Consider the following 23230-nt stretch of genomic DNA (forward strand, 5'->3'; position numbering starts at 1 on the left):
ATCCGAACCTTCGAATCTACTTTTTTACGATTACGACAAGGACTATTTGCGAATAGGTCGACGATTTAGTTATTATTGGACTGCTGGTACAGGTGCTGCAAGTCATTCATCAGATAATTCCAAAAGAGGAGGAAAACATGACACCGATTCACACACTCTGGCTGCCGATCCTGCTTTCGTCGGTTGGAGTCTTCATATTAAGTTCGATTGTTCATATGTTCCTGCCATGGCACAAGAACGATTATCCAAAGGTGCCGGACGAGGACAAAGTCAGGAACGCGCTTAAGCCGCTTAATATTCCACCGGGAGAATATATGGTCCCGAGAACTTACAGCATGAAGGAGCTGAAGACTCCCGAGTTTCAGCAGAAGATGAATGACGGTCCGGTCCTTGTTATGACAGTAAGAAAGAACGGCATGATTCCGATGGCTCCCAGTCTCATTAAGTGGTTCATCTACGTTGTCGTGGTCGGGATCCTCGTCTCGTACGTTGCGGGGCGGGCGCTTCCGCCGGGAGCAACTTATCTGCACGTCTTCCGTTTCGCGGGCGTGACCGCATTTATTGCCTACGTCGTGGCGCATTGGGAGATGCCGATATGGTGGTTCCGTTCACTCAGCCTCACGATCAAGTCGACCGTCGACGGCTTGATCTACGCCCTCGTGACGGCGGGCTTCTTCGGCTGGCTCTGGCCAAGATAGAGTCGACTCTTCGGGCGTCAGGCAGATTCCCGGGACGCAAGCCCGGGAGATCTGCTTTGCTCATCTACTCGTTCTTTATCATAACTTCGGGGCAGGCTGTCTCATAAACACGGTGAAAGGTGATGGTATGAAGTATTTCGTTCCGAGTTGTTCAGTGGTCGTCCAATTTTTGATAGCGAGCGTGAGTTTGCCTCAGTCCGCACAGAGTCCCTTCCAGCTGGTTGATCTTCGTAATCTTGTTGGCCTGTCCGATCCGCGGATCTCTCCCGATGGATCAACGATAGCAGTGACCGTTTCGAAATCGGATTGGGAAAAAGACAAAGCGAAACAGGAGATAGACCTAGTGTCTGTGGCGGACGGGTCCATTCGTCCCCTGACATTTGAGCGTGAAGGAATCTCGAATGTCCGGTGGTCGCCGGACGGTTCCAGGCTGGCATTCAGCGCGAAAGATCCTGAATCCAAAGAGTCGCAGATTTTTGTGATGCCTATGAATGGTGGTGATGCCATTAGGGTCACCGATTGTAAGACCGGCGTGGCAGAATTTTCGTGGAGCCCAGATGGTTCGAAGATCGCCTTCGTCGCGCAGGATACCGTTCCTAATCCGAAAGCAGTCGAACACCACGAAGACGCATTTCAGGTGACCGACAACAACTACACAGTCCGCGCGCCGCTTCAGCCCTGGCACGTTTGGATTGTCTCATCGAAAGGTGGAGAGGCAATGCGCCTCACGAGCGGCTCATGGAGCCTCGAGACGGACCAGGAATCGATCTCTCCCCTCGTATGGACCAATAACGGAACCTCAATCGCCTTCCAGTGGTTTCCGGATGTGTGGGAAGGAAATAGCTGGCATTGCACGATCACGCAAATCGACACGTCGGGTGGAGAAATAAGAACCGTGGTCAAGGACGAAGGGGCAGCGAAGCCTCAATACTCGGGAGAGACGCTTGCTTTTATGCGCCCGCGGAATGGAGATCTCAATAACGGAAACGGAGTGTACGTCGACTCTCGAGGAAATATTTCGGACGTCACACGCGATTTGGCGAGAAACTTTTATGGCTTTGTCTGGCTTCCGGACGGCGATTTGCTCCTCGCGGGAGAAGATGGAACACATGCCACCTTCTGGCGCCTGGCGTTAAACGGACGCGCCGAAGAGCTGAATCTCGGCGACGTTGATGCGAACGCCGAAAGTGCGACCGTGTCTAAGAATGGTGCTATTTGCTTTCTCGGCAGTACGTCTGCTCATCCGGTGGAGCTCTATTATCTCGATGCAATCACTGGAAAACCGAAACGCTTGACGAATCTGAATGCCTTTGCGGACACTTTGAAACTCGGTAGAAGTGAAAGCGTAAACTGGAGAAGCACTGATGGGTTCGATGAAGATGGCGTTCTGACTTATCCGGTCGATTATAAAAGCGGGAAGAAGTATCCGATCGTTATCCTGATACATGGCGGCCCCGAGGCGGCATCGACTACATCGTTCTCGCCGCTGGCCCAGCTTCTTTCGGCAAAAGGTTTCTTCGTTCTCCAGCCGAACTACCGGGGCAGCACAAACCTTGGAGACGCTTACCAACACGCAATATTCCGCGACACAGGCGAAGGACCCGGAAAGGACATCCTGGCAGGCCTTGCTAAGACTGAAGAGACCGGCGCCATTGATACCAGCCGCATCGGGATTTCCGGTTGGTCGTACGGCGGCTACATGACGTCGTGGCTCAACGGCTTTTATCCTGACAGGTGGAAGGCCGCGGTTGAAGGCGCGGCGCTTAACGACTGGGTGATGGACTATACAATTGCTTATTACCAGACCTTCGATCTTTATTTCTTCGGCAGCTCGCCATGGACTAAAGAGTCCTGGAATATCTGGCGCGAACAGTCGCCGATTGAACTCTCGCGCAACGTCAAAGCGCCGACTTTGATCATGGGCGACGCAGGTGATCCGAACGTGCCGATAATAAACAGCTACGAAATGTACCACGCACTGCGCGACAACGGAGTTCATACCGAGTTTTATACGTACCCGGTCGATACTCACTTTCCGGGCGGAATTGTCAGAAGGACTGACGTTTATAAACGTTGGGTCGAATGGATGGAGAAGTATCTCAAATAATGAATCTGTTCATTTGCCTTGACGGCTGTACCATGGGATGCCCGATCATCTCGAGGCGGTTCTACCGGGATTGATTTTTTTCTTCGTGTTTCTAAATCTCATATTGGTTAGAATCACGTTCGATACATTGCTGCCCTGGTACGTTCCAGGGTTGCATGGTCCACAATGCTAAACTAATTCTCAGGGAGGACATAGATATGGAAGTACACATGAATTATCTCGCGGTTGTCGTCGCGGCGGTGGCAAGTTATGTCATAGCTACAATCTGGTACGCTGTGATATTCGGAAAGGTCTGGCAAAAACTGACCGGAATAACGGACATGAAACCAAAACCGATAAACATAATCCTGCCGCTCATCGGTTCGTTCGTAATGAGCTTCGTACTTTTTCACTCGATAGCGTTCGGCGATTACTTTACCAAAATGTCTGGCGTCGGCGGCGGCTTAATGGGCGGATTCTTCGGCTGGCTCGGTTACGTTGCCCCAGTTACCCTGATGACAAAATTGTATGAGAAGAAGCCGTGGGGACTCTGGCTGCTTGACAACGGTTTCTGGTTGATAGCTCTTCTCGTGATGGGTTCGATTCTCTCCTCATGGATGTGACATCGGATCCTCAAAGTGCGATTGGAGATCTTGTGTCCAAAGTGTCGATAGCGTTAGCTTTTGCAGCGTGCGTCTCAACGAGCGATGCCTTCTGCCAGAAGCTGTATTTTCAAAGAGGCTCTACGATCCTCGAATGGATGCCTGGCTCCAATTCTCCTCTGACAATCTGGTCCGCGCCGTTCGACATCTTTGACGTCAGTATTGGTCATGATGGAAAATACATTTGCTTTACGCGATGGGAAGACTCAGTTTCCAATGATAAGGAAATTCACGATCCGCGAAGACAGGTGGGGATGTATTCAGTTGAGGAGCGGAAGATATCTATTATTCCTTCCGCTTCCCATTACAATTATGGAGCGGTCATGTCTCCCGACACAAGGGTAGTCGCATTCAATTGTCTCCACCGTCCCGGAGATTGGGAAACAGCAATATACGATCGCTCGACGAAGAGGGTGGTCTATGATATCGACCGGTCCAGCGTTTACGCGTGGAATTCCGATTCGACGATTATGTCGACGACACCTGATGGCATTAGTGAAATCAGGATTACAGATCGGAGCACGAAGAGATATCAGCTGCCCGATACATCGATGATGGATATCTCGGTCCCCGGAACCGAAATGATTCGCGTGAGCGACTCAGTTTCCGTTTTCGTCTGCGAGGATATGGTGGTCTCCAATCCGGATTTCGATGGCCCGATTCAGAACGTCTTCGTTACCCGGAATCACGATACTTCGAGGATCCTTGGTGGAATTGTCGATGTGACTGCCTGTTACTTCCGGGAGGGCTATCTCTATGTCGATTTTGCGGATTACAATCAAGAGAAGAATGGGAAGCACCGGTTGCTCAAGTATGACATGAGCACTGGAAGGCATGACGATTTAGATCCGATCGGCACTCTCGTCGGCGTCGGCGGAAATTAAATTTACGTCAGTCCGGGGATTGTCGATTGACTATCGCTTCACTTTAAGTAAAAAGCTTCCGAAAGCCATCCGCACCAGTGCTTATACGAGGCAGGGGCGGTGGTTCCCATACCGGTTCCTTTCAAAGGGATAACTCCTTCCGAGTAGGAGTCAGAATATCTGATTAATTTTCCGTCTAGCTCTTTACCGTTTGTTTTCATTACAACTTTCTCCGAAGTCAGCAATCCGAATGGCACCGAAAATTTTCCGCACCAGAGTGTGTTCTTCATTTCGTTGGTGAGGTCATACACCTTCTCTGACGTGAGAACACCGTCCAGGTCCTTGTGTGCGATTCGCCTGTCGTTTGCCGTCGCCTCCGCGTGCGCCTTCTCGTCTTCTCCGTAAGGACTATTGTTGAAGTCTGGTCCATAGTGATCCGCATCCGACGAAACAAGAAACGCGATATCCTTACCCGGAACCAGATGATTTACTTTGATGTAATCAGAAATTATTGATGAAAGATGATCGGAAATCGTATCCATCCTGCCGAACGGCATCTGTGTAACCATTATAGGGACAATCTTCGCATCTGGATTGAAGTACTGGATAAACGGCACGAGCGCTTCAATGGAATGTTCGAGCGCGTGCGCTTTGTAGCTGACTATGAAGTATGAGGTGTCCAGGTGCGCCTTGATGTACTCACGCAAAGGAGAAATGCCGACATCCTTGACGAGTCCCGGCCACTCCTTGTAGTTGTCGAGAATAAGAATGTTGTGCGGGTCACCGATTTCAGACCTTACATCGCCGTGGGTGACACCGAATATCACTACTTCTTTGGCACGCAGCGTCCGATAAAGCGGATAATAGACTCTGGCTGCATACAAATAATCGTCATGGGGTGAAATAGCCGCGACAATTTTCGCTGGCATCGGATGTTCCTTCTCAATCTTTTTCAGGTAATCAATCAGCCGGGTCATCTGGACCGGGTCCCAGCAAAACCCGACATTGTCTCGAATTGGTTTTATGTCCTGGGCGTACACTACTGAGACTAACTGAAATAGAACGGCGGCACTCACTACCGAGAAGCGATTCATATTTCCTCCGGTTTATGTATAAATCTAATGCTCTGAGAGAAAACGTGCATCATGCTAGAGACGATGGGAGTTGGGTCAACTTCAGAATCACGGAGAGGCCCTGCGAGCTCACCCCAGAGGCGGAATTGGCGATCCTTCCGTAGATCCTATCGGGATTGCGAATGCACCTAGGCTTGAATCCTCTCGAACAAGAAACTTCCGAGCGCGAGGAGCAGTCCGGTGAGGATTAATAATACCGCGAAATCCGTGGCCATCCCGAAGTTCGTAATCGACGAGAACGAGTACCTGAGCACATCGACTCCGTAGCTGAGCGGATCGATAGTTGCGATAATGCCCAACGCCTTGGGAATTCCCTGGAGAGGGAAGAGAGCGCCGGAGAGAAAGAAGATGGGCATGACTAGAAAATTTATGATAAGCTGAAATCCCTGCATGTCTTCCATCGTCGACGCAAGTCCGATTCCAACTGAAGTAAAAAGGAGGGCGACAAGGAAGACGACGATCGCGGCGACCGGCAGCATGTAAATGCTTTGCGGTCTGAAGCCGACCAGGAGTGTAAGTATGAACACGATTATTCCCTGAATTGTCGCGACAGTCGCACCGCCAAGTGTTTTCCCGAACATGATCTGAAACCTCGAGACAGGAGCGACCATGGTCTCTTTTAGAAATCCAAACTGCCTGTCCCATATCAAGTCAATGCCGGAAAATATAGCGGTGAACAAAACGCTCATGAGTATGATACCCGGAGCAAGAAACTGCATGTAGTTACCATCGCCCGCACGCTTGTATATCGATCCGAACCCGAAACCGAAAGCCAACAAGAACAGCAAAGGCTGTCCAAGCGATCCGACGATCCTCGACTTTGACCTGAAATACTTCTTGACCTGTCTCAGCCACATTATGTAGATCACACTCATTTCTATCTTCTCCTCCCCGCCCACATTTGTCTCATCCTTCTCATCCTGTCGAGTCCGCTCGCTTCCTCCTCGCGGATCTTGTGTCCTGTAAGGTTGAGGAATGCGTCTTCCAGTGTCTCCGCTCTCGTTTGAGACTTCAGTTCGTCCGCGGTTCCTACGGCGACAATCTTGCCATGGTCGATTATAGCGATCCGGTCCGCTATTCTATCGGCTTCTTCCATATAATGTGTGGTGAAGAATACCGTCATGTTTTCCCGTTGGTTTATGTCCCTCACGTAACTCCACATATGGTTCCTTGTTTGCGGATCGAGTCCGAGCGTCGGCTCGTCAAGAAACAGAATCGTCGGATGATGGAGCAACCCTCTCGCAATCTCAAGTCTTCTCTTCATTCCCCCGGAAAAAGTCTTCACCAGGTCGCCGCGCCTGTCCCAGAGCTCGACAAACTCAAGAAGCTCCTTGATACTCGCGTCGCGAACATCCTTCGGAATCTTGTAGCACACCGCGTGGAACTGCATGTTCTCCAGCGCGGTCAGATCCTCGTCAATGCTCGGATCCTGGAAGACTATCCCAAGCGACTTTCTGACGCCATCTTTGCTGTGCGCCGGGTCGTAACCGTTCAACATTATCTTCCCGCTTGTCGGATGGAGAAGTGTTGTTAGCATCTTGATCGTCGTCGATTTCCCGGCACCGTTCGGTCCGAGAAAAGCGAAGATCTCACCTTTATGCACTTCGAACGAGATATTGTCGACCGCGGTCAAATCGCCGAATTTCTTTACAAGATTCGTTACGGCTATGATCTTGGTTTCCACATTTGTAAGCGTCAATTTGTAATCCCCTGGAGTATTCTTTTTGTTTTAAAAACTCCTGACCATTCTCGTCAGTTGACGAAGCAAATTACCCGTCGATTCCATCATCCTCCGCGAAGTGCATTTACGATGTTCATCCTTGCGGCTCGTGCCGAAGGGAGGAAACCCCCGATGACACCCATGAACACCGCGAATATTATCGAAAGCACCACGGCGAAAGGAGTGAGAGCGAAATTGAACGTGAGCTCCGAAAAAGTATCGAAGTTCAACGTGGAAACCGATAGAAACTGAAGCAGAGAGGCGAGAATGATTCCGAGCGCGCCACCTGCTATCGAGATGAGTATCGATTCGCAAAGAAAAACTGTCAGCACGCTGCTGCGACTGAACCCCAGCGCCCGTAGGGTTCCTATCTCGGTAGTCCTGTTGGCGACTTCGGCGTACATCGTTATCATGGCACCGATAGCGGCTCCGATGCTGAATATGATAGTCACAATCGTCCCGAGAATGCTTATGAATGCCGCAAGAGTTTCGGATTGCTCTGAGAAGTATGCCTGTTCTCCCTTCGGTTCAAATTGCTGAAGTCGCTTGTCGGACGCGAATGCGGATTTGAAAACGTCGAAGTCAGACGGCTTGTCCAGCTTCAATGTCACCGTGGACACGGTGCTTCCCCGATGAAACGCGTCTTGTATCTGATGACTGTCGCACCATATTTCGGAATCGAATCCGCTCCCGTTATCCGAAAAGGTCCCGACCACCTTCCAGTAGTCGCCGGCAAGTTTGATTTCTCCGCCGATCTTCGCGTTCTGGAATCTTCTCGCGACTGCCTCTCCCACGATCGCTTCATGAAGCGAGGGGTTGAAATTCCTTCCCGAGACGATCTTCACTTCAGGATGGATATAGAATGTCTGTTGGGATACGCCGCGGACGGATACGTTCGTCATCCCGCCGTCGGGAGTCGTAAGGTTTATCACGACGACCGGCTGGTACGAAATTGCGGGCGTCCCATCAGGAGATTTTGCTACGCCGGGTAGTGTTGCAATTATATTTTGCGTTTCCACATCGATGATGCTCGATATCTCGCCGTTCGATCCTTTTCTCGAGACGACGACATTGTCGGGCGATCCGGTCGTGACCAGCGTCTTCTTGACACCGTTCGCCATCATCAGGACCGCGGTGAAGACGAAAATGACGAGCGCTATTCCCGCGAGCGTAACGATTGTGGACAACCTTCTTGTCCTGAAGTTCTTCACCATGTATTTGAATGGAATTGCCATTAGTCAGTCTCCTTATCCGGCAAACCTGAAACCATCCGAGATCCTCGTCGTCAGCGCACGGTTAATCGGGAAAATGGAAGCGACGATTCCTACAAGCATGACCGCCGCGAGCGCAAGTATGAGATTACTCGGCAAGACTTCGAGCACAGGAAAGAAGCTTCGGGGTACACTCTCCGACATGCCGTTGACCGCACCGAAGGTCAAGAATACTCCCAGTGCCCCGCCGATAGCCGAAATGAAAATAGATTCGCCCATTATCAGCCCCACGAGATGCTTTGCCGAGAAGCCGAGTGCTTTCAATACCGCGTACTCGCGGGTTCGCTCCCGCGCAGACATTATCATGGTGTTGCCGAGGACGAGCATGATTATCCCGATTATGACGAACGACATGTACTGCATACCGGTGATGATGGCGCTTGAGGCGGACACGAACGACTGCTGGAACGCGCGTTCCGTCTCCGTCTTTGTCTCGTAAGGCGAATTCTTGAACATGTCGTCGATCTTCGTCGACACCGCGTTTGCGTCGGCGGCGTTATCGACCCGCTCGATGAACCAGCCTACCAGGTCTCCTCTTGCCGGAAAATCCTGCTTCATTTTTTCGTTGAGATAATTCCAGTGGAAAAACATTTGCGTCGCGTCTGTGGACTTCAGCTTGGGCTGGTAAATCCCGCGCACGACGAACTCCCACGTACCGGGATAGATATCGCCTTCGATCGTCATTATGTCGCCAAGCTTGAGGTTATACTGTTTGGCGAGCGCATTTCCGATGACGCATGCATTTCCTTCTTTCTTGAAATCGGCCATCTGATCCGGCGGCAGAATATATTCCGGGTAAACCTGAAATAGTGTATTCTCGTCGACGGCCATACGCGCGAAGAAGTTTTTCTTATCGATGTATGTGCCCCCGAACCAGTTCATGTATGTCACTTCCTTCACGCCCGTCACCTGCTTAATCTTGTCCAGGTAGGCGTAGGGAAGTGGATTGATAATCGTGACCGCGTCGCGAGTAACAAGCCTGTCAACTTCGGATGACGCCACGCCTGAGTTCCAGCTGGCCACCATCGCCTGTATGAGCCCGAATGCCATAACTGCTATCGCCATCCCGAGGACGGTGAGGGTTGTCCTCAACTTATGTCTGAACACGTTCTTTACGATAAGTTTCAGTACTCTCATCGTCAGGCTCCTCCCTTTGAGCCGTTCGCTAGGATGTCGCCTTTCTCCAGGTGAATGAGGACCTTTGCTCGCTGAGCGACGTGCGGGTCGTGTGTCACCATGACGATGGTTTTCCCAAACTCGGAATTGAGTCTCTGCATGAGCGTCATGATCTCCTCGGCCGAATTCTTGTCGAGGTCCCCGGTAGGCTCGTCAGCGATAAGGAGGACAGGATCTGTTACAATCGCGCGGGCGATGGCGACTCTCTGCTCCTGGCCACCAGAAAGCTGTTTCGGGTAATGGTCGATTCTGTCCGCAAGCCCCACGATAGAAAGCGCATTTATCACGTGCTCTTTCCGTTCCGCTTTCGAGAGGTGGGTGAGAAGAAGGGGGAGCTCGACGTTTTCGTAAGCGGAGAGGACAGGTATCAAATTATAAAACTGAAATATGAACCCAATGTTCGTAGAGCGCCACTTCGCCAGAGCTGACTCACTGAGCTTTGCTATGTCAGTGCCCTTTACAACCACCTCGCCCTTACTCGGCTTGTCTATCCCAGCAATCATGTTGAGCAGAGTCGTCTTGCCGGAACCTGAGGGACCCATCAGTGCGAGGAATTCTCCCTCGGTCACCGAAATATTTATGTTGTTGAGAACCGGTATCTCGATACTGTCGCGCCAGTAAGACTTCGACACGTTGGATATCTCGATAAGATTTGGCATTTCTTCTCCTCGTTAGATATTTGACTGCTACTCTTCGGTCACTTTTAATCCGTTCGTGATCTGATCGCCCGGAGAATCTATTACTTTGTCCCCGTTCGAAAGACCTGCGGCTATCCCGACGTAGTTTCCGAAAGAACGGCCGAGCGTCACTGTCGTCTCGACGGCCTTATCGTTGACAATCATGTATACTATGCTTTTGCCATTCTTGTTTAAGACCGCGGTGGACGGGATCATCAACACGCTCGAGTCGCCCTTCGTGGTATCCTTGAGCCCGAGGAACGTGACCTTTGCACTCATCTCGGGGAGAACACGGCTGTCGTAATTCCTGAACGCCACCTTTACGGTGACCGTAGCTTTTCCTCTGTCTGCGGTGGGAACGATCTTCGCGACGTAAGCATCGTACTGGACGTTCGGATACGCGTCGAGGGTGATCTCGCACGGCTGGTCGATCCGCACTTTCTCTATATTCGACTCCGACACATCTGCTTCTACCTGGAGCGAGCCCATGTCCGCGATCGTCACCACGGTCCCTCGTGTGTTGACACTTCCTGCCATCGGTGCGACAATCTCTCCGACGTCGGCATTCTTCGTGAGGACGGTCCCGTCGAAGGGCGCGCGGACAACAGTGTTCTCGACCGCGACTTCAGCCGCCTCAACATTCGCTTTCGCCACATCAACGGACGCCTGAGCTTTCTTGTATTGGGTCTCTGCAGTCTGGAACGTGGACTGGGTAATGGAGCCCGACTTCAACAAGTCCTTGTCTCGGTCGTAGTTCCATTTGGCGTCGGCGAGAGAAGCCTGGTACAATTCAAGATTCGCATTCGCTTCGTCGAGCTGAGCTTTCACGTCGCTGTCTTCAAGTCGCCCGATAACCTGGCCTTTCTTAACCTTGTCCCCTTCAACAACGCCGAGATAAACCAATCTTCCGGTGGCCTTGGAGGCAATCGCGGCCTTCCGCTGAGCGACGACGTAACCGCTCGCCGTAAGTAGGGCCTGAGATTGTGACGGGGACTCTTGAACTACCGTAATCGCTTTCACCTGCATTGGTGAGCCCGACATGGTCCTTGAAACTGCGATCGCCGCGGCGACGATAACAATTGCGGGTATTGCGATGGTGAATATTTTCTTTGCGGACGATCCGGACTGCTGTCCCGGGTCGCGTTTTGATCGATCAATTCTTAATGACGATAAGTCGGCGTTCTTTGCTTCCACATTTTCCTCGTTAGGGTTTTGAAAATTTCGTTATCAGTCCTCGAGCTCTTCGCAAAAGAACCCGTGACTGACAACCTTATCAACAATAATGCTAATATTCCGGTTCTCCGTTTCGACCCGAAGAACCTTATCGCGGTCTTCAAGATCGATGGTGCATTCAAGAACCCCCGCTACCCGTTGAAGGTCCTTCCGCACGCATGCGAAATCAGACAATGTCTCGATATTTGTGCGAAAAATGAATAATTCGGGCGTTTTTGGCATGCTTTCCTCTCGATTCTCGATTACGGAATTACCGATTATCATGACGTGTAAGGGTAGCTGTTTGTTGTGACGTTAATCTTTCGCTAAGAAACCGTTACTTCGCGTTTTGATGTGGCGCTGCGTTTTCATCATGTCGTCTATCCTCTATCTCAAGCCGATTAGATTGCTTTATGGTCGACTGAATCTCCAATGAAATTGAACGCTCACGAAATCCTCTTTTTGTCTTTGATGCTCGATCTCCCGAACACCCGGCATTCGTCCTTGTACTCTATGAGGTCAACCTCGCAGCCGTCACCGATGATCACTTTCTTTCCTCTTACGACCTTCGCTTTTGTGTATTCAAGTTGAATCTCGTCTCCTTCGATGCTGTCGCAGATGAGCTTCCCGCTGTAGAAATCGGGTGCGATGAAAAGCGACTTAAGTAAGTGCGCGATAGTCGAGCCGTGCCCGCGTCTGGCGCGTATCTTGTGGCCGCCTATCTCCGAAACCTTGCACGAGCTGTGGATTTTGATATCGATATCGTCGGCACTTAGAAGTCCACTGACTGTGAGCGGTCCTTCGGAACAGAATTTGTCTGCCCCGCAGTCTCTGCGAATGTTGACATAGCCTTTCAGCGAGACGTCGTCCGCGCTGACGCTTCCTCTCACATCCGCGCCGCCTCTCACGACAAACGTTCCGCCCTTGATATCGCCCTGGACGTCGACATTGCCCGCGATACGGATGTCGTCGGACTTAAGCGTGCCGGTCACCGATGACGAACCTGCTACTTTTAGCGAATGAGTATTGATGCTCCCGTTGATCGTCGCGGTTCCAGCGCATCTGAAATGATTGCATTCGAAGTCGCCGTTTATCACTCCATCGCCAATGACTTTTACATCGTTGTAGTAACCACCGGTGGCGCTCCCGTTTCCTATGATCCTCAGGTCCCGTTTGTGTTCGTTCATGGATCTTCTCCGTTCAGATTTTCTTGCTTTCCTTGATGATAGAATCACTAGCGCGTTCAAGAGTGCTTCTGTACTCGACCAGGTCGATTTGACAACCCGGTCCCAGCCTCACATTGTCGCCGCGGACAACTTTAGCGGTGGTACTCTCTAAATAGATGTCGTCTCCCTCAACCGTTTCAGCGGACAAACCGCGGTTCCATCCCAGACCGGGGAACAGCGAATCAAGAAATTTCTTGAACCCAAACGCGTCACCTTTTCTTATATTGATTTTCTCTCCGCCAATCTCACGTGCAGTACAGGAAGTATAAATTTCGACGTCGATCTTTCCGGAGTTGAGCAGCCCGCCGATCGAGAATCCGCCCCTGGATTTGAAACTCTCGGCCCCGCAGTCGCGGGCGATCTGCATTGTTCCGCGATTTTCGATGTGCTCCGCAGAGATTCCGCCGTTGACTTCGATCATGCCGTCGACAGTCAGTTCACCGCCCGTGATGTTACCGGCGATCTCCGATTTGCCCGCGATCCGGGCAGTCTCCATCTTCAGGTTGCCCCCGATTGAACCGAAACCATTAATTTGCAGCTGGACACATTCCACATCGCCGCTTATGTCCCCTTTGCCGTTGATCTGGACGAAATTATATTTTCCTCCGGCAGCAGTCCCCAGCCCGTTTATTCTTAAATCGGATCTTTCATTGTCTTCCATTTGATTTACCTCCCTCTGAATTGTTGCCGCTGCTTGTCACGCGGGGTTTCAGTTCTTCGACACAATTAACGAGATTAAGTCTGACGACCGGTTTCGATCCTGAATCAAGAACGATCTGGTTGGGCGCTCCCAGTAAGATGCAATTTGAGACTCCGAGTTTTCGGATGAGTAACAGGTCACAATTCTTCCCTTGGAATTCGCCGTAGTGATCGCTCAGAATTTTCAAAAGCGATTTGCCTTCATCGCTGCTGATCTCGCCCGATTGGAGAAGCTTGTCGAGCACGTACACGGCGAGTAGTTTTTCGAAATCCAATACGTCCGTATGGCCGAGTGTCTCCTCGAACAGCTGCATTGCCTGTTCGGATGCAATCTTTTCATTCACGATCCGATTTCGATCCATAAAGACGTCAGCGGGTTCGGGTGACAAGATGTCTGCGAGGTCATCCAGAGACGACTCCGTCTTCATATTCTTAATCTTCTGGATTCGAGAAAGAATCTTGTCGCGGGGGAAGAAAGTTTCCTGGCCCGTAAATGTCGACTTTCTCACAAACCAATCTTCAGGAATCAGCATCTTGCGCTTCCATCTGTAAAGCTGGCCGTATGATATACCGGCCAATTCGAGTAAGTCCTTCTTTGAAATCAGTTCATTTTCCATATCAATTCCTCTTACGTAATATAGCATAACAATGTTACGTTGTCAACCCGCGATTATGTGCTGTTTAAGCGCTTTATGACAAACGCCGAAAGACGACACAACAAACCTCCATAATATGTCCACGACGATTGGCTTCTTCGTCAACGCGATCAGCGTAAGTGTTTCTGGTGACGTCGGATCCACGACAGGCTCAGTTGCGCCTGCTGTTCTTTCTGGCTAAATACGAGCGTTGAGAGCGCAGATTCAATGTAGTCATAAGCGAGAAGGGGCAGCTCATTTCCGGCTGAAGTGTCTCAGGAGAGAAGTCGCGCGACTCAGTCGACAAGCGTTGGTATCAGCTCTACCTGGACGGACGAGAGCGTGCCTCATGCATGTGTGCCGAATGCCTACCAAAAACAGAAAACCTTTTCGACTTGGCTGCGTCCAAAAATGTAGGAAGGCAAATGAGTCGAAAGGAGGTAACGCGATGAGAGCTTCTCTTCTTATGATAGTGTCGGGATTGGTTCTGGCTGGCTGCTACACCTTTGGTACGCCATCGACTGACTACCAGGTCACAACCGATGAGATCGGTCAACGCGGCCCGACGGCGGATTCGCAAAGCGTGCTCCTCTTTTCTGCTTACAGGTCCGGATCGAAGGACACTCTTGACAGCTTTTTTCGTGCATGGGCGAATGAAACAGCGCGCGCGCCCTCGCCGGATATGAGTTCACCTGTCGTTCGTGCGGCTTCATCGCTCTTGAGTTTTCTGCAGAGCCAGGATTTCAATTACCCGGCCTACGGCTACAAGTACGCCATGGTACAGAACGGGGTGAGCGTGTCTATCGAGACTACAGACGGAAGCGGACCTCTCACGTCGAATATTACGGGCCTTCTTCTTGAATTTCAGAATACGAAACATGCGATACCATTGGGACTTGATAACAAACACGCCGTGATGCTGAATGACTTTCTCGGTTCAAGGACAGACGACAAAGCCGCGGCTGCGCGGTCGTTCTTCGGTGCACTTGTTCCGATCGGAAACGATGTCGATCCTTCTAACGCTGGCGCGTGGGTATTTGTCGAGCATTGGTATTCGTTCGACTTTTCGAGCGGCCTCGATGTTGCATACGTTCAGGACGAGTCGCCTCTTGGATCCGATGATTTCATGTGTGAGCTCGACGAAAACGGAAACTGGATGATTGTGATGCAGGCCCCCGCTTCGCCTCCGCCGCCTGTTCCATCACCCGAGCCTCCGCCTGTGCCGCCGGTTATAGGCGATCCGATCCCGCCTCCGTGGTGGCCTCCTGAAGTGCCGATCCCTGTTGGAACGCCAGTATCGCCAGAGCCGTCGTCCCCGCCTGCAGAACCCGCACGCCCGCGACCCGTCGCGCCGCCAACTCATAATCCGTCACCGCCTGATCAACCAACTCAGCCCCGTCCGCGTCCAATCCCGCCTCCGGAGCATAACCCGTCTCCGCCGGCAGATACTTCGAGCACGTCAAGGCGTAGGTGAACCAGAACCTGAAATTAATTCGGGACGACGGAGAACGGCAAGCAATTCATCCCCAGCCAGCCCTGTCACCTTAGAAAAAGCGAATAGGTCAGTATACAAAACACAATCGCCGTGAAACAGGTGTACTTCAGGTTCTTTTCCGTGAACGCGAAAAAAAACATCGACGCCGCGACCCGCACATAGGGAGTGAGAAGAAGTGTCACAAACCCGAGGTTCACGAACAGCTCTGGGCGGAGTTTGAGCTCGCCCGCGTGCCGGAGTTCCACCGCCGCGAATTGGAAGAGATTCATTCCCGCGATGGAGTATTTCAATCCCAGATATCCTGTGTCAATAAAGTTCCAGATAACTCCGGTCGTGATAAGCACGATGCTTGCGAGGACACCAATCAGTAAAATGTATCCGATGAGCGAGTCCATTTCGTGTTCAACCTCTCTGCTTCTCAATTCCTTGTCGGAATTATCCATCACGCTATCGCTCCTATTCCGCGGATGATCATCTCAATGCCGAGGACCGCGAGTATGACGAGGAAGAAAAGCCGCACCATCCGATTCGTAAGCCGGACGAGCACACGAGTACCTATGAACGCGCCCGCAACGATGCCGAGTATTACAGGCGCAGCAAGAGCGGGATCGATCAGTCCGGCCGCGAGATAGACGCTCGTTCCCGCGAGCGCGGTTACACCGATAATCAAATTGCTTGTCGTGGTGGAGACTTTCGGCGGAAGTCCCATTACCAGATCATGTATCAGCACCTTAAGCGCGCCCGCTCCGATTCCAAGGAGTCCTGCGATGAATCCTGCACCAAACATGAGTGGACCGCCATAGTATGCCTTCTGTCCTTTGTATGATATCGTCTCATTGGATGCGTAATCGAAATATTCGCCCTTCAATTCCAACCAGCCCGAGAACCTGTCCTGGTGATCGACGTGGTGATAGGTCTCGTGTTTCTGCATGAACAACACGACCCAGGAGCCAAGAAGGACGATTCCGAAAAGTATAAAGAGGGGTGCCCGGGATGCAGAAAGGGTAATTGTGGCGCCGACGAGCGCGCCCACAATTGTAAACATTTCGAGGAACATACCCACCTTGAGGTTCGTGATCCGGTCCCTGACGTAAGCAGACGCCGACCCCGACGATGTAGCGATAACCGAGACTATACTGATGGCGATCGCGTGTTTGATGTCCATGCCGAAAAGTGTGAGTAGAGGTATGAGTATCACACCTCCTCCCATCCCGCTCATCGCACCGACGAATCCGGCGACGAGGGACACCACCATCAATTCTCCGAACGACATCAAGGACCCTCCTCTTTCATTTCAATTTTGTGCTCGGGGCGGGAACAATCTAATGAGAACGTGCCTGCCATGCCACATTCTGGTGGTGAGTCATTTCCATTACTCTCTGTCACCCCGAACTCGTTTCGGGGTCTAGGAATAGATGCTGAACCGAGTTCAGCATGACGAGGCTTCGCAATTTGAATCACCACATCTTACATCCCTATTTTCTCACCGCTCCATGGCACTCTCCGCTCCATGGTGGGAACTATTTACTCACCCACCACGTTGGCGCAATATATGGAGGAGGAGAGCACCATATAGGTTCTTGCTGGATTCCCGCCGGGCACTTCAATTCCATTTTGCTTCATGTACCAGGATTTACGCGAGGTAGGTTCTAATGTACCGGATAATCGCAGAAAATCCCGCGCTTACGTATTGCAACGCATTGTAAACCTTGGAGGTGAAATGAAGAAGTTGGCGTTACAGTTTTGCCTTGCAGCCATCGTGGCTGTGACGGTACAATTCGTCTCCGTCCCGACAGGGAACGGAGGTCAGAAGAAGGTTACGACTCCCACACGAGCAGCACATCCTACGCTCCAATCTATAAAGAACAGACACACGTCATCAAAGAAGTCGGGGAATGTCCTCGCATCGATCAGGGGGAAGCGCACATCTTCATTCCGCCGTGTTTACTTCCCGCACTCGGTGGGCGCGATAACGGTCAACTCCATCGTAGACGAGCCCGCAGTCGACCCGACGCTTGCCGACACCGCGTCGAATGGATTTGTTACCCTCAGGTCTGCGATCCAGTTTACAAATGCCGCAGCAGGACAGGATACCATCATCGTACCACCCGGTTTGTACAATCTGACGTGGGCGGGACCCGATGAAGACACTGCAGCCGCAGGCGACCTCGACATAAACGACAGCCTCGTCATATTGGGGGCGGGAGAAAGTCAGACTGTTATCAACGGAAATACATCGGACAGGGATTTCGACATCGGGCCTGCCAACTCGAACATTTCGGTGAAAATCACCTCGCTCACGGTGGACGGCGGCTACCCGACCGGAGAGAGCGGGGGAGGAATACAGATGTATGGTGGTACAGTCGAGCTTGACAGCGTGGATGTGGTTCAGAATACCGCCGATCAAAATGGCGGCGGCATCGAGGTCATTTCGGGAACGCTGACGATGAATTACGGGATGCTCAGCTCGAACTTCGCGGACTTCAGCGGCAGCAGCTACCAGGGTGGAGGAGCTGACTTCCAGGCAGGGACCGCATCGTTCTTCAACGTCCATATAGACAGCAACATCGCCGCCAACGGAGGCGGCATCCAGAACGGGGGATCAGGCGCCAATATTTCCTGCAGCTACTGCACTTTCATCGGCGACAGCACTATTGCAGGCTTTGGATCTGGAGGAGGCGGATTCGATAACGACGACGGCAATTTCACGATGGACCACTGTATCCTCAAACATAACTACGGCGACTTGTACTCCGGCGCCATCGATATCGACGGAGGCGATTGCTCCGTAATGAACTGCATCATCGACAGCAATTACACGGCGGCATATGTCGGCGGCGTGTATACCGGAGGAAACAGCGTCACGATGATGAATGACAGCGTGAGATGGAATTCCGCGGCATTTGACGGCGGAGGAATCGCAGCCAGCGACTCTCTCAGGATCTACAACTCTGATGTCAGCTTCAATAGCGTTGGAAACCGCGGCGCAGGAATATTCTTCTACGGAATACCTGTTTATGACACTCTATCGAATGTCAGGATCTGCGGCAACTCAGCCGCATTAAGCGGAGGCGGAGTCTATCTGAGCGGTCCAGTTTATTTCACCAATGTGGAAGTAGACAGCAACACATCGCTGAGCACAGGCGGCGGCGTCGAAGACGACATTGGTTTTCTTATATGGTCAGGTGGAACACTGCGAAAGAACACAAGCTCCGGTCCTTCTTCGGCATTTTATTTCAATGGGTCGTTCGCCGATTCCATAGTCAATGTCGACGCATCAGGCAACGGTTCGAACTTCTTCACAAACAGTTCCAGTCCCGTCTACGTCTCCAGGAACGGTTCAGTCGCCGCGACTCTCGCTCTGTCATCCGAGACATCTCAGACCGCCGGAGTCAATGGACAGGTTAACGCTAACGGCGCGACTACGACGGTGCGGTTCCTTTACGGCACATCGCCCGACTCATTGAAGGACAGCGTCCTCGCGAGCCCCGGCAGTGTGGGCGGCAACTCGGATACTCCCGTCTCCGCCGTCTTGTCCGGATTATCGGCGGCTACAACATATTACACGGCTGTCGCAACCACGAGCTCGAACGGATACATAGTCGGCGCGATAGAACAATTCAACACACTCCCGCCCTATTCCGGTTCGCCGGGGAACGCGCTTAAGTTCGATGGCAGTTCGGACTACGTCAGCGCGCCCGTGCCCACGACCGCCACCTCAGGATTCACCATGGAAGGATGGGTCAAATGGAACGGCGGCACTCCGAGCAACCAGGTTCTCTTCTACAGCGGTAATACGTCCTCAACCGGGTACGGAATTTTTCTGGACCAGGGCGCGTCGAATGCGGCCAGCCTCCTCGCTGGAGGGAATTTCATTCAAGATTCATATTTCACGCTGCCGGTCGGAGCGTGGACACATGTCGCCCTTACGAGAGACGGTTCCGGTTTGTGGACGCTGTACCTGAACGGGGTGAGTCAAGCTCTTGGAAGCGGCGGACCCAATGTGCCGGCGGGCAATCTCTTTATCGGCGGACACAGCGGCTTCTCAACTGAGACATTCAACGGGACGATCGACGAGGTTCGCTTCTGGAGCGTCAGCAAAGATTCAAATCAGATCAGGGAAGACATGCACCTCGCGGTGCCCCCCACCACTTCAAACCTGATCACAGAGTATCAGTTTAACGATTCAACAGGGACCACCGCCTTCGATGTCGTGAGTGGTCAAAACGGCACTTTGTCGAACTTCAGTTTCAATACGAGCGATGGATGGGTCACTTCGACCGCGCCTGAGGGAAGCGGCACAAGCGGAGACAGCACCGGCTTCGAGAGCGGGACGGCGAACCTTGGTCACGTGTCGCTTGCGACGACCGACGCGTTCGATACCACCATCGAGATAACCGCAACTGAAATCGACGAAGTCCCCGATTCACTTCCTCCCAACCCCGGCGCACTTCTGACCAACCGGTACTGGGTGATAACGCCGTTCGGCATCGCTGGAACGTATTCGACCAACGTTACTTTCACAGTGCCGTCATATTTCACGGCGAACGGGTCGGAGGCGACTTCAAGCTACACTCTCTTCCATCGAGGTGATGAAGACGACGGAAGCTGGACAACGGCTGTGAGCGGAGCTGCATCGGTAACCGCCACAACAATCACGTTTAACGGGCTAACTTCGTTCAGCCAGTTCATGATAGGTTCATCCGACGTCTCGCTTGCCGTCTCGGTAACGGACTTCATTGCAAGCACCGACATCGGAAGTGTCACGCTGTCATGGAAGACACGGAGTGAAGTGGGCAACGCCGGGTTCAATTTGATGAGACAGAAGTTAGGTGCCAGCAGTTGGCAACTGGTAGGAAGCTATACTTCAAACAAGAGCCTCGTCGGTCTCGGGACAAGCAGCACCGGGAAGGACTACCAGTTCACCGACTCCCACGTCTCGTCAGGCACGACATACATCTACAAGCTGCAGAGTGCGTCGACGAGCGGCACGACGAAAGATATGAACACACTTCAGGTGACAGTCGGCGTTCCGAAGGCTTACGCGCTTTATCAGAATTATCCGAACCCATTCAATCCAAGCACGACGATAAGGTTCGATCTCAAACAGACATCGACTGTGACGATCACGGTGTATAATGTTCTTGGACAGAAAGTGATGGAACAGGATTACGGGACAATGGACGCCGGGAGATACAACGAGACATTCAGCATGAACCGATTCGCAAGCGGCGTGTACTACTACAGGATAAGCGCGGTCGGTGTCAACGGCGAAAAGTTCGAGTCGATCAAGAAGCTCGTGCTGATGAAATAAAATCGCCGACCCGGAAAAAGAGCAGAACGCGGCTCGGAGAGACGGTGCTGGCTTATAAGTCCGATCGCTCTGTCTTTCCAACAGAATGAGTCCGTCCGAGTAATCGGACGTATGAACGAGTGGAGGAAGCTTTCGCATGACTCCACAGTGGTATTATTGGTGAGCAGTTCAAAGGATTACGCATCGTCGGTCGATCCATGCTCCTCCTCCCCGCATGTTTCATAGTACAGGTCCCTCCATGCAGCGTTCTCCTTTTCGATTAAATTTATCTTCTTTTGCCTCCGCCAACGTTTCAGTTGCTTTTCTCTTTGGATTGCCGACCAAACATCCTCTGTCTCCTCGTAATAAACCAGCCGGTCGACGTTGTACCGCTTCGTAAACCCTTCCAGTTTCTTGTGCTCATGTTCGGAGACCCTATGGCACAAGTCCCCCGTCATGCCGACATACAGGACTCGCGAATCACTTGCCATAATGTATACAAAGTAGGATCGCCCTCTGAACATAAAACCTCCTGAGGACAGCAAAATAATGATCGGCATTCCAAATGTCTACTTGATCAGGAGAACCCATCAACGAATTACTTGCCTTTGCGTTTCCGCTTTGTCATTCCGACCGAATGAATCCGTCCGAGTATATCGGACGGATGAGTGAGTGGAGGAATCTTTTATGGGACTCCATAATGGTATTATTGAAGAGTACTCTGGAAGATTTCTCGTCGTCACTTATCGAATCCTCATCTGACTCCTCGAAATGACAAAGATAGTTTTGATTTGTCATTCCGACCGAATGAGTCGGCCCGAGTAATCGGACAGATGAATGAGTGGAGGAATCCTCTGCATGACTCTACAAAAGTATCACTGAGGAGTACTCTGGAAGATTTTTCGTCGTCACTGATCCAATCCTCATCCGACTCCTCGAAATGACAAGGGGCGTTTTATTATTCCAATGAATCTTCATCAAGCCTTGCTGAAGTATCACTGATGATTACTGGAGCAGATTCCATGTAATCACTGCAGCAATGCACTTTATCTTTTCTCCAAGCCTGCATCTGAACATCAACATAAACTAGCTCTGTACCATGATTCACGGGGCGTAGTCCCTACACCAAAAGGGATTCTCGCACTCATCTGCATCGTTACAACCATGTCCGGGCAGCCGGACTTGCGATAGAGGCAGAGCGGTAGACCGTATCGGCCAGTCGTTCCACGGCACAGGGAAATGCCGGAACGTTAAATCTGCGCCACAGAGTATCGATGCGACATGTCAGGAACACAAAACAGCGTGCCTGCAGGGCCAAATCATCATGCCTTAGCCACATTGCGGCTTTGCGCGATGTCTCCGTTCCGTGCCGCGGCGGCGCTGCAACGCGCCCGAACGTCAATTCAGCGTGCCACGACCACGATGCAGCTTGGCGCGCCGTCAATCATCCTGGACGGACCGCGACGCAGCGAGCCTGGAACTGGTTGCATCCTGTCTCAGGTCCGATGTCATATGTCCTGACCCCGTCAGCTCGCATGCGTGCGCAGAAGAAAGCGCCGTTGAAAGCTGCGGTGACGCGGAAGTCGATGAAGAATCCACCGAAAGATCAATAAGCAGTATGGCATGGAAGGCTGTCCGTCAAAAGCGGGGAGCCTTCAGATTGATTGACAATGGCGAAGAGTGCAGTTAAATTTCACGCAGAAGCATTAGGGAAAATGCAGCGATGGGTTCCATAAAGAAAATAAACGCCATATAGCGTATTTCATCCTATACGGGCAGCATAAACGGCGTTTGTCGTGATTGAAGTAGTTAGCTGCCACGCGGCGTCAGGAGAACTCGGATGATTTATCCCTTATCTAAGGAGGCATGATAATATGAAAGGTATATGTGTCACTGTCATCCTCGCTGTCACATCCTTTGCGTGTTCGAAGGATGCAACTGTGAATGTTAAGCCCGGGTATGATTACTCGATTGACCAGACTCGGCTTTGCTTCTGCCCCGGGAGTGGCGATTCAGCTCGGATCTACGTTGTCGCGGACACAATTTTCGGCGCGATCTCCTTATCCGACAATACACCCCTGACAATTTCGCAAAGGACCAGATTCCGAACAATAAAGGGTTTGCTCGATGAAATGGCTCGCTGCGACACATCAATTTTTAATATCGAGGTTAGATACGATTCAGTGTATGGTTTCCCTGCATGGTTGTCGATCTATCCAAAACTTTCAAGCGGTCTATACGACGCGAGCTTAGCTTACTCGACTCACAACTACGCGAAGTACAAGTAATGCTCCACGTTGCTGGAAGTGCACTCTCTCCCCGTGGACGCCGCGCGGCGACTGACACGCGGGACAAAGACGCCGACCTGCGTCGCGATGGAGAGC

General features: G+C 51.7%; 21 protein-coding genes. 8 read left to right on the top strand and 13 right to left on the bottom strand.

Features of this window, described 5'->3' with window-relative positions:
* The first annotated feature begins 137 nt into the window (after positions 1-137).
* The 4 genes from VIS48_06480 (at position 138) to VIS48_06495 (ending at position 4330) form a co-directional block, all read left to right on the top strand.
* Positions 138-698, top strand: coding sequence for a hypothetical protein (locus VIS48_06480; GenBank protein HEY9165791.1), 561 nt, complete (start codon positions 138-140; stop codon positions 696-698).
* 127 nt (positions 699-825) lie between these two features.
* Positions 826-2805, top strand: coding sequence for a S9 family peptidase (locus VIS48_06485; protein ID HEY9165792.1), 1980 nt, complete (start codon positions 826-828; stop codon positions 2803-2805).
* A gap of 197 nt (positions 2806-3002) precedes the next feature.
* Positions 3003-3407, top strand: a complete 405-nt coding sequence (locus tag VIS48_06490) for a DUF1761 domain-containing protein (protein ID HEY9165793.1) — start codon at positions 3003-3005, stop codon at positions 3405-3407.
* Positions 3408-3439: 32 nt separating this feature from the next.
* Complete coding sequence (locus VIS48_06495) at positions 3440-4330, top strand: hypothetical protein (GenBank protein ID HEY9165794.1); 891 nt, start codon at positions 3440-3442, stop codon at positions 4328-4330.
* A 38-nt stretch (positions 4331-4368) separates the two neighbouring features.
* On the opposite strand, the gene amrB is transcribed toward VIS48_06495, so the two are convergent.
* From amrB to VIS48_06530, 7 genes are all read right to left on the bottom strand, one after another.
* Entirely contained in the window at positions 4369-5403 is a 1035-nt protein-coding gene (amrB, locus tag VIS48_06500; protein ID HEY9165795.1) for an AmmeMemoRadiSam system protein B, read from the bottom strand.
* A gap of 167 nt (positions 5404-5570) precedes the next feature.
* Positions 5571-6317 (bottom strand): ABC transporter permease, encoded by a 747-nt coding sequence (locus tag VIS48_06505; protein HEY9165796.1) that lies wholly within the window; start codon positions 6315-6317, stop codon positions 5571-5573.
* A 2-nt stretch (positions 6318-6319) separates the two neighbouring features.
* The gene (locus tag VIS48_06510; GenBank protein HEY9165797.1) at positions 6320-7141 is read right to left on the bottom strand and encodes an ATP-binding cassette domain-containing protein; all 822 of its coding nucleotides are present in this window, start codon (positions 7139-7141) and stop codon (positions 6320-6322) included.
* Between the two features lie 86 nt (positions 7142-7227).
* Positions 7228-8397: an ABC transporter permease gene (locus VIS48_06515; GenBank protein ID HEY9165798.1), complete on the bottom strand. Its 1170-nt coding sequence runs from the start codon at positions 8395-8397 to the stop codon at positions 7228-7230.
* 12 nt (positions 8398-8409) lie between these two features.
* The gene (locus VIS48_06520) at positions 8410-9570 is read right to left on the bottom strand and encodes an FtsX-like permease family protein (protein ID HEY9165799.1); all 1161 of its coding nucleotides are present in this window, start codon (positions 9568-9570) and stop codon (positions 8410-8412) included.
* A gap of 2 nt (positions 9571-9572) precedes the next feature.
* Positions 9573-10268, bottom strand: a complete 696-nt coding sequence (locus VIS48_06525; protein HEY9165800.1) for an ABC transporter ATP-binding protein — start codon at positions 10266-10268, stop codon at positions 9573-9575.
* Between the two features lie 27 nt (positions 10269-10295).
* Positions 10296-11480 carry an efflux RND transporter periplasmic adaptor subunit gene (locus VIS48_06530; protein ID HEY9165801.1) on the bottom strand — a complete coding sequence of 395 codons (1185 nt, stop codon included), beginning with the start codon at positions 11478-11480 and terminating at the stop codon, positions 10296-10298.
* Positions 11481-11498: 18 nt separating this feature from the next.
* Here VIS48_06530 and VIS48_06535 point away from each other — a divergent pair, with 18 nt between their 5' ends.
* Entirely contained in the window at positions 11499-11723 is a 225-nt protein-coding gene (locus VIS48_06535) for a hypothetical protein (GenBank protein HEY9165802.1), read from the top strand.
* A gap of 221 nt (positions 11724-11944) precedes the next feature.
* On the opposite strand, the gene VIS48_06540 is transcribed toward VIS48_06535, so the two are convergent.
* Genes VIS48_06540 through VIS48_06550 form a run of 3 tightly spaced genes read right to left on the bottom strand, consistent with a single transcriptional unit; the run spans position 11945 to position 14040 of the window.
* A complete protein-coding gene (locus tag VIS48_06540) occupies positions 11945-12685 on the bottom strand; it encodes a polymer-forming cytoskeletal protein (protein ID HEY9165803.1) in 741 nt (246 codons plus the stop codon).
* A 13-nt stretch (positions 12686-12698) separates the two neighbouring features.
* Positions 12699-13385 (bottom strand): hypothetical protein, encoded by a 687-nt coding sequence (locus tag VIS48_06545; protein HEY9165804.1) that lies wholly within the window; start codon positions 13383-13385, stop codon positions 12699-12701.
* Positions 13372-14040, bottom strand: a complete 669-nt coding sequence (locus VIS48_06550) for a YhbD family protein (protein ID HEY9165805.1) — start codon at positions 14038-14040, stop codon at positions 13372-13374. The genes VIS48_06545 and VIS48_06550 overlap by 14 nt, the downstream gene beginning before the upstream one ends.
* A gap of 466 nt (positions 14041-14506) precedes the next feature.
* Between VIS48_06550 and VIS48_06555 the strand changes: the two genes are divergently transcribed.
* Positions 14507-15532 carry a hypothetical protein gene (locus tag VIS48_06555; GenBank protein ID HEY9165806.1) on the top strand — a complete coding sequence of 342 codons (1026 nt, stop codon included), beginning with the start codon at positions 14507-14509 and terminating at the stop codon, positions 15530-15532.
* A 65-nt stretch (positions 15533-15597) separates the two neighbouring features.
* Here the strand turns inward: VIS48_06555 and VIS48_06560 are convergent, their stop codons facing one another.
* Both VIS48_06560 and VIS48_06565 read right to left on the bottom strand, forming a co-directional pair.
* Positions 15598-15996: a DUF1634 domain-containing protein gene (locus tag VIS48_06560; GenBank protein ID HEY9165807.1), complete on the bottom strand. Its 399-nt coding sequence runs from the start codon at positions 15994-15996 to the stop codon at positions 15598-15600.
* On the bottom strand, positions 15996-16826 hold the full coding sequence (locus VIS48_06565; GenBank protein HEY9165808.1) for a sulfite exporter TauE/SafE family protein: 831 nt from the start codon (positions 16824-16826) through the stop codon (positions 15996-15998). The genes VIS48_06560 and VIS48_06565 overlap by 1 nt, the downstream gene beginning before the upstream one ends.
* A 447-nt stretch (positions 16827-17273) precedes the next feature.
* Here VIS48_06565 and VIS48_06570 point away from each other — a divergent pair, with 447 nt between their 5' ends.
* Positions 17274-20867, top strand: a complete 3594-nt coding sequence (locus VIS48_06570; GenBank protein HEY9165809.1) for a LamG-like jellyroll fold domain-containing protein — start codon at positions 17274-17276, stop codon at positions 20865-20867.
* A gap of 176 nt (positions 20868-21043) precedes the next feature.
* Here VIS48_06570 and VIS48_06575 read toward each other — a convergent pair whose 3' ends face one another.
* On the bottom strand, positions 21044-21370 hold the full coding sequence (locus tag VIS48_06575; protein HEY9165810.1) for a GIY-YIG nuclease family protein: 327 nt from the start codon (positions 21368-21370) through the stop codon (positions 21044-21046).
* A 1350-nt stretch (positions 21371-22720) separates the two neighbouring features.
* On the opposite strand from VIS48_06575, the gene VIS48_06580 reads away from it, so the two are divergent.
* Entirely contained in the window at positions 22721-23134 is a 414-nt protein-coding gene (locus VIS48_06580) for a DUF6174 domain-containing protein (protein HEY9165811.1), read from the top strand.
* The last annotated feature ends 96 nt before the right edge of the window (positions 23135-23230 follow it).

This window comes from Candidatus Kryptoniota bacterium (genome assembly GCA_036567965.1).
Taxonomy (GTDB): Bacteria; Bacteroidota; Ignavibacteria; order Kryptoniales; family JAKASW01; genus JAKASW01.

Bases quoted from the DNA above. Each gene is read 5' to 3' on its own strand.
- VIS48_06480 (HEY9165791.1), top strand. From the start codon at position 138: ATGACACCGATTCACACACTCTGGCTGCCGATCCTGCTTTCGTCGGTT.
- VIS48_06485 (HEY9165792.1), top strand. From the start codon at position 826: ATGAAGTATTTCGTTCCGAGTTGTTCAGTGGTCGTCCAATTTTTGATA.
- VIS48_06490 (HEY9165793.1), top strand. From the start codon at position 3,003: ATGGAAGTACACATGAATTATCTCGCGGTTGTCGTCGCGGCGGTGGCA.
- amrB (HEY9165795.1), bottom strand. From the start codon at position 5,403: ATGAATCGCTTCTCGGTAGTGAGTGCCGCCGTTCTATTTCAGTTAGTC.
- VIS48_06505 (HEY9165796.1), bottom strand. From the start codon at position 6,317: ATGAGTGTGATCTACATAATGTGGCTGAGACAGGTCAAGAAGTATTTC.
- VIS48_06515 (HEY9165798.1), bottom strand. From the start codon at position 8,397: ATGGCAATTCCATTCAAATACATGGTGAAGAACTTCAGGACAAGAAGG.
- VIS48_06520 (HEY9165799.1), bottom strand. From the start codon at position 9,570: ATGAGAGTACTGAAACTTATCGTAAAGAACGTGTTCAGACATAAGTTG.
- VIS48_06525 (HEY9165800.1), bottom strand. From the start codon at position 10,268: ATGCCAAATCTTATCGAGATATCCAACGTGTCGAAGTCTTACTGGCGC.
- VIS48_06540 (HEY9165803.1), bottom strand. From the start codon at position 12,685: ATGAACGAACACAAACGGGACCTGAGGATCATAGGAAACGGGAGCGCC.
- VIS48_06545 (HEY9165804.1), bottom strand. From the start codon at position 13,385: ATGGAAGACAATGAAAGATCCGATTTAAGAATAAACGGGCTGGGGACT.
- VIS48_06550 (HEY9165805.1), bottom strand. From the start codon at position 14,040: ATGGAAAATGAACTGATTTCAAAGAAGGACTTACTCGAATTGGCCGGT.
- VIS48_06555 (HEY9165806.1), top strand. From the start codon at position 14,507: ATGAGAGCTTCTCTTCTTATGATAGTGTCGGGATTGGTTCTGGCTGGC.
- VIS48_06560 (HEY9165807.1), bottom strand. From the start codon at position 15,996: ATGGATAATTCCGACAAGGAATTGAGAAGCAGAGAGGTTGAACACGAA.
- VIS48_06565 (HEY9165808.1), bottom strand. From the start codon at position 16,826: ATGTCGTTCGGAGAATTGATGGTGGTGTCCCTCGTCGCCGGATTCGTC.
- VIS48_06570 (HEY9165809.1), top strand. From the start codon at position 17,274: ATGAAGAAGTTGGCGTTACAGTTTTGCCTTGCAGCCATCGTGGCTGTG.
- VIS48_06575 (HEY9165810.1), bottom strand. From the start codon at position 21,370: ATGTTCAGAGGGCGATCCTACTTTGTATACATTATGGCAAGTGATTCG.
- VIS48_06580 (HEY9165811.1), top strand. From the start codon at position 22,721: ATGAAAGGTATATGTGTCACTGTCATCCTCGCTGTCACATCCTTTGCG.